This window comes from Psychromonas sp. SR45-3 (assembly GCF_014163575.1).
GTDB classification, from domain to species: domain Bacteria; phylum Pseudomonadota; class Gammaproteobacteria; order Enterobacterales; family Psychromonadaceae; genus Psychromonas; species Psychromonas arctica.
This window is the reverse complement of sequence record NZ_JACJDP010000046.1, coordinates 24,768-30,767: the sequence shown is the minus strand read 5'-3', so window position 1 is coordinate 30,767 and position 6,000 is coordinate 24,768. Positions and strand designations below refer to the sequence as shown.

The window sequence follows — 6,000 nt, the reverse complement described above, 5'->3', positions numbered from 1 at the left end:
TAAATGCTCAGGGCTAAGCTATTTATGCTTAGTTCAAGGCGAAAAAGCGCAGTTTAGTGGTTTAAATGAGCATTTTTCAACGAAGAAATAGGCTTAAATAGCGACGGCCTGAGTAGTTACAAATAATCTTACTCATTTCACTAAGCACCAAGGGTAAAACATAAGGATAAAACATGTTTTTAAAAGAAATCGAGTTGGCATCTCACTCCGTAACGTTAATTCCATTACGTCGTGAGCATGCTTGTGCTTTGGTCGAGGCAGCATCAGATGGCAACCTTTGGGAACTCTGGTTTACTTCAGTTCCCTCTTCAGCAACTATTGATGATTATATTTCCACAGCCTTAGAGCAACAGGAGAAAGGGATCGCGTTACCCTTTGTTATCGTTGCTAAGCATAGTGGAAAAATCATCGGTTCAACGCGCTTTTGCAATGCAGATCCTGTAAATCGTCGTCTCGAGATAGGTTACACTTGGTATTCAAAAAGCGACCAACGTTCATCAATAAATAGCGAGTGTAAACTCATGTTATTACAGCATGCATTCGAAGCCCTTGATGTCATTGCCGTAGAGTTTAGAACGCATTGGCACAATCAACAATCACGTGCAGCGATTGCTCGTTTAGGCGCAAAGCAGGACGGTATATTAAGGAATCATCAAAAAATGCCCGATGGCGCATACAGAGATACGGTTGTGTTTTCCATCATCAACATTGAGTGGGCAGCGGTTAAAAAGAATCTAATATTTAAGATGAACAAATATTAAAGAAATAAAAGCAAAAAAGTATGCGCATCTATAAACTTGTATGATTAGATAAACATACGCTGTTAATCTAATCATTCTTTGTAAATAAGTTTATTCATTAGAAATTTATTCATTGTAAGTCACCTCCTCTGTTGTTATTTCCCTGAAATAACTGGCTCTAAATTGAAATTCATCCCTCTAAGTAATTAACTTCACAAGCTATCCAATCAAAAAATAGTATTAAAAAGATAATGGAAAATTAATTAAAAACATGAGCTAGTGCTAATGCTTGTATATCGTTGTTAGTAATGAGCATCACCTTGAGTTAGTTTACGGCATTGAAATTCTTAGTTATTTTTTAATAGTGACCATAGGGACTGATAATGCACAATGCTTCTAACGCCACACCTGAACAAGATCCAACATCACAAAAAAATATAGAGCAACTGAGTTATGCGCAAAAGCATAAGCCAAGTTCAGATTTTGATACACGAGAAGAATACTTAGAACACGAGTTACAAATAATGGCGCCTAAACGTTGGCGACCCAATTTCCCCTTCAAAGACTACCGATTTGAGATAGAAGATACCATACCTGCGATGGCAGCAACAATTGGTAAAATAGTGATGGTCGGGGCAATAGCAGCCACTTTTGCAGGACCATTGGGTCTTGATGAAGGCTTTATTTTAGAAAACGTACGCTATGAGCTATTAATTGTTTCCATTTTTATTGTTCTTTTTTCCGGTTTTTTGCTCCCCACAGCTAACTTAGCGGGCACTCATGGTCCGCTCATTCCGCTTATTCCTATCGTCGTTGCCGCAGGTGGTCACCCAATGGCATTTGGGTTATTGATTGGTGCGTTTGGTTTGATTTTGGCCATTAGTAAAGGAGGAAGTCGATTAGCTAACCTGACCAGTAAAGGGGTTTGTGGTGGGTTACTACTGTATCTCGGTTTTGTAGGCACTATTTCACAAGTTAAAAAATTGCTTTCCTGGGGAGACGACATTGGCATGTCGCACATCCCTTTTGTGGTCATTATTAGCACAATTATATTGTACGCGTTACTTGAACATTGGCGAAAACGTTGGTTAGCCGTCCCATTGAGTTGTTTGTTAGGTGGTTCGCTGGCTTTTGCTATGGGCGCACCTTTTGAATTTATGACAAGTCCTGGTTTACCTAACCTGAATCCAATGTATTGGTGGGGTGAAAATACTGGGTGGATGTTAGGTATGCCTACAATAGAAAGTTTTGTTGTTGTTTTGCCTTTTGCTATTTTAGCGGTGGCGATGTGGTCACCAGATTTCCTAGGTCATCAAGTATTTCAGAAAATCAGTTACCCTGAACGCACTGAAAAAGTACAAATGAATATAGATGATACGATGTCAACAGCGTCAATTCGTCAAGTGTTTGGTTCTCTTTTTGGAGGCGCCAACTTCACTTCATCATGGGGGACTTATTTAATACCAGCCGCTATTGCTAAGCGCCCTATTCCTGCTGGCGCTTTATTAACTGCACTGTTCTGTGTGATAGCAGCAATATGGGGGTATCCAATGGATTTAGCCATATGGCAGCCGGTATTATGTGTTGCATTAATCGTAGGGGTTTTTATTCCATTACTTGAAGCTGGAATGGAGATGACACGCGAAGGCAAAACAACTCAATCAGCAGCCATTGTTGTATTTGCTTCTGCATTAGTGAACCCTGCTTTTGGTTGGTCAATTACAATGTTACTGGATAACCTTGGTTTAATTGGCTGTAAAGAACGTAGTTCTGAATTGAGTAAGATGAATCGCTGGATTATACCGGGCGTTATGTTTGTGGTGTTAACAACGGTGATGGCCGCAGTAGGAATGTTACCAGGTATTCCAGCTTTAATATCAAGCTTCCGTCAGTGATCTAGGGGTTATTCAACACAGAATAATGACGCTTTATAAACATTAATAAAGCGTCATAAGCGCCGCTGTAGAATTAAAAGTCATGAAGGCAATCCTCGATATTAAATTTTACCCTGGCTTCTCTACTTTACAGCTATCTCCTCACCCGCTCAGAACTAAGTAACAATATCACCCATTAAATTTTCACGGTTTAATCAACAACAAATCACTTATCATTGACGATTCAAAGAAGCTTTTTTCCTATTCAATTATTGCTATATCTAACTACTTTTATGATTGCATCTTTTCAATAGGTGTATATATTGTCATCTTTTTTACTTTACTAAGTTGAGCTTTATGGAACGTTTTATTGAAAACCTTATCTACTCTTCTCGCTGGCTATTAGCCCCTATATATGCGGGATTATCATTGGGCTTATTGGCTTTAACAATCAAGTTTTTTCAGGAATTATTTCATTTATTGCCTAATATTTTGAGTGTCACTGAAAATGACCTTATATTATTATTGTTATCACTCATTGATATGACATTAGTAGGCGGATTACTTGTGATGGTAATGTTTGCAGGCTATGAAAACTTCGTTTCTAAATTAGATATTGATGAAAATAAAGAGAAACTTGCTTGGTTAGGGACTATCGATTCAGGCTCTCTGAAAAATAAAGTTGCAGCAGCGATTGTTGCTATTTCATCAATCCACCTTTTGCGTGTGTTTATGGATGCGCAAAACATTGCCAATGATAAGTTGATGTGGTTTGTGATCATCCACTTAACATTTGTGCTTTCTGCTTTTGTGATGGGATATTTAGATAGCGTATCGCAAAAGAATAAAAAATATTAATGAATGATTGAGATGTGAAGTTTTAAAATAATTTAGGAAAGGCCTTGGTATTAAAACCAAGGCCTTTTTTATTAACTAGCCTTTTTAAACCAATAAGTTACCGAGTTTAGAAAAGATCAGTTCAAAAGCGATTAACCACGAAGTCACTGAGTTGAAAAAAGATAAAATCAAAGTGATTAACCATGAAGTCACTAAGTTGATAAAAGATAAGGTCAAAAGCGATTAACCACGAAGGCACGAAGTTAAAAGAAGGTTAGGTCAAAAGATAAACTGCTTAGCTTTTAAATTTTTCTTCGTGTCCTTGCTGAAGCGTAGCGCTTCGTGGTTGCTTTGATCTTTTAAAAGCAAAACCATTAACCACAAAGTGACTACGTTGATAAAAGAACAGGTCAAAAGCAATTAACCACGAAGGCACGAAGTTAAAAGAAGATAAAATCAAAAGATAAATAACTATAAATGCTTTAGTTGTTTAATTGTTTTCTTCGTGTCCTTCGTGAAGCGTAGCGCTTCGTGGTTGCTTTCATCTTTGAAGAGCAAAGACGATGAACTATAAAGGCTCGATAATAAAAGTGTCTGTAATGAAGTGTATTGCGGTTTCTTAAGTATTTTGTGCTACAGATAAAAAACTTAAAATATGGCATTATATGGCTCTGTTTGTTGTCATTGCAAACGAGTGAATTGAGATTAATCATCAATATTTTTTCGAGGTAATTATCTTAACGGCCTCGTTGACCCCAATTAGAGATACCCCATGGCAAAGCGTAAATTGAGTTTTTTGAAAAAAGTATGGTTCGTTCTATGGCGTTTATTATTGGTTATGACTTTGATCTTATTAGCATTTCGTTTTGTGCCTTTGCCAACGACTGCGTTTATGATGCAAAGCCCTTACCCGGTGGCAAAAACATGGATAAGTATTGATAAACTGCCTCCATCGATCTCTTTGGCCGTGGTCGCGTCTGAAGACCAACGCTTTCCTCTGCATTATGGTGTTGATTTTAATGCGATAATTAAAGCCGTTGAACAATACGGTGATGGTGATGGGCTGCGTGGTGCAAGTACTATCACACAACAAACGGCAAAGAACATTTTTCTATGGTCGGGTCGAAGCTTTATCCGTAAAGGGTTAGAGGCAGGTTTAGCGATTAGCCTTGAGGCAATTTGGGGTAAAAAACGTATTTTAGAAGTGTATTTGAACATCGCTGAATTTGGTAAAGGGATTTATGGTGTTGAAGCTGCCAGCCAACATTATTTTAAAAAGTCAGCTCGTTACCTCACCAATAATCAAGCGGCACAATTAGCAGTGTTACTACCTAGCCCACAAACACGAGATCCTCGATATTTAAGTGCCGAACTTAGTCAGAGAGTGACTTGGATTGAACGACAAATGCGTCAACTTGGGTCAAACTATTTAGTGCTGATTATTCAAGACTAAAACAGGTAAAGCACATCAAGACTGAATTTATCTTTTTAAAAAGACTGATCTTTCGAACAAAAAAAGTGGAATGTTCAATCACTCTCAATAAAGTTTGCTACAGCACCACTTATTGCATTGAAAATACAAGAATCTATTGAACCTCAACTCAATGTAATTTATTGTATTTTTATTGTAACAAGCAGGCTGAAATTTAAAAATATTACAACCTGGGTATACATTACAATCATCACATCAATTATTGAGGAGATAAAAATGTCAAATGAAGGCTATCACGAACCAATAGATGAACTATCAAATGAAACCAGAGATATGCACCGAGCTATTACTTCTCTGATGGAAGAACTTGAAGCTGTGGATTGGTATAACCAGCGAGTCGATGCCTGTAAAAATGAAGAATTAAAGGCAATACTTGCACATAATAGAGATGAAGAAAAAGAGCACGCAGCGATGGTGCTTGAGTGGATAAGACGACAAGATCCCACCTTTGACAAAGAATTAAAAGACTACCTTTTCACTGATAAGCCTATTGCTCACAAATAAAATGGGCAACGCACAAATACAAGGCGATTTTTCTACCTAGTACGCCTTATATACCCGTTATCATTCAACATTGATTGGTAACGGATATCAGCCCTTCCCTACCAGAGTCATAATCTTTATTAAGTTAGTTCTAACAGGTTTGTACTGTAAAAAGGAATAAATGACATGAACATTAATGAAACGGGCTTTGCCCCTGATTACCAAGAAGAAACCGTTACATTTGAAGAAATTAGCGAGTTAACGGGAGATGCAATTATAGAATTTGGTGCGCCTTGGTGTGCTCACTGCCAAGCAGCAGCAGGGGCAATACAACAGGCACTAACAGAGCATTCCTTAACTGCACAGTCAGTGCTGCCTCATATCAAAGTATATGACGGTAAAGGTAAGAAGTTGGGACGAGCGTTCAAGGTAAAGCTTTGGCCAACATTAATATTACTTCGCGATGGTAAAGAAGTTGACCGCTTAGTAAGGCCATTAAGCGCAGACCAAGTTCGTCAATTAATATTAAAATAATGACGCTATATAGGTAACCCATTCAATGAACGTTGGCGGT

Annotated in this window: 6 protein-coding genes; all 6 read left to right on the top strand. The window is 38.0% G+C overall.

What is annotated here, in order from left to right; all coding sequences use genetic code 11:
* Positions 1–173 precede the first annotated feature (173 nt).
* The 6 genes from H5084_RS17220 (at position 174) to H5084_RS17195 (ending at position 5,960) form a co-directional block, all read left to right on the top strand.
* On the top strand, positions 174–761 hold the full coding sequence (locus tag H5084_RS17220; RefSeq protein WP_182691822.1) for a GNAT family N-acetyltransferase: 588 nt from the start codon (positions 174–176) through the stop codon (positions 759–761).
* Positions 762–1,123: 362 nt separating this feature from the next.
* Positions 1,124–2,635, top strand: coding sequence for a DUF3360 family protein (locus H5084_RS17215; RefSeq protein WP_182691820.1), 1,512 nt, complete (start codon positions 1,124–1,126; stop codon positions 2,633–2,635).
* Between the two features lie 336 nt (positions 2,636–2,971).
* Complete coding sequence (locus tag H5084_RS17210) at positions 2,972–3,472, top strand: TIGR00645 family protein (RefSeq protein ID WP_182691818.1); 501 nt, start codon at positions 2,972–2,974, stop codon at positions 3,470–3,472.
* A 751-nt stretch (positions 3,473–4,223) separates the two neighbouring features.
* Positions 4,224–4,904: a monofunctional biosynthetic peptidoglycan transglycosylase gene (mtgA, locus tag H5084_RS17205; protein WP_182691816.1), complete on the top strand. Its 681-nt coding sequence runs from the start codon at positions 4,224–4,226 to the stop codon at positions 4,902–4,904.
* Between the two features lie 255 nt (positions 4,905–5,159).
* Entirely contained in the window at positions 5,160–5,447 is a 288-nt protein-coding gene (locus H5084_RS17200) for an encapsulin-associated ferritin-like protein (protein ID WP_028869728.1), read from the top strand.
* 165 nt (positions 5,448–5,612) lie between these two features.
* Positions 5,613–5,960 carry a thioredoxin family protein gene (locus H5084_RS17195; RefSeq protein WP_028869727.1) on the top strand — a complete coding sequence of 116 codons (348 nt, stop codon included), beginning with the start codon at positions 5,613–5,615 and terminating at the stop codon, positions 5,958–5,960.
* Positions 5,961–6,000: the final 40 nt, after the last annotated feature.

Bases quoted from the DNA above. Each gene is read 5' to 3' on its own strand.
- H5084_RS17220 (WP_182691822.1), top strand. From the start codon at position 174: ATGTTTTTAAAAGAAATCGAGTTGGCATCTCACTCCGTAACGTTAATT.
- H5084_RS17215 (WP_182691820.1), top strand. From the start codon at position 1,124: ATGCACAATGCTTCTAACGCCACACCTGAACAAGATCCAACATCACAA.
- H5084_RS17210 (WP_182691818.1), top strand. From the start codon at position 2,972: ATGGAACGTTTTATTGAAAACCTTATCTACTCTTCTCGCTGGCTATTA.
- mtgA (WP_182691816.1), top strand. From the start codon at position 4,224: ATGGCAAAGCGTAAATTGAGTTTTTTGAAAAAAGTATGGTTCGTTCTA.
- H5084_RS17200 (WP_028869728.1), top strand. From the start codon at position 5,160: ATGTCAAATGAAGGCTATCACGAACCAATAGATGAACTATCAAATGAA.
- H5084_RS17195 (WP_028869727.1), top strand. From the start codon at position 5,613: ATGAACATTAATGAAACGGGCTTTGCCCCTGATTACCAAGAAGAAACC.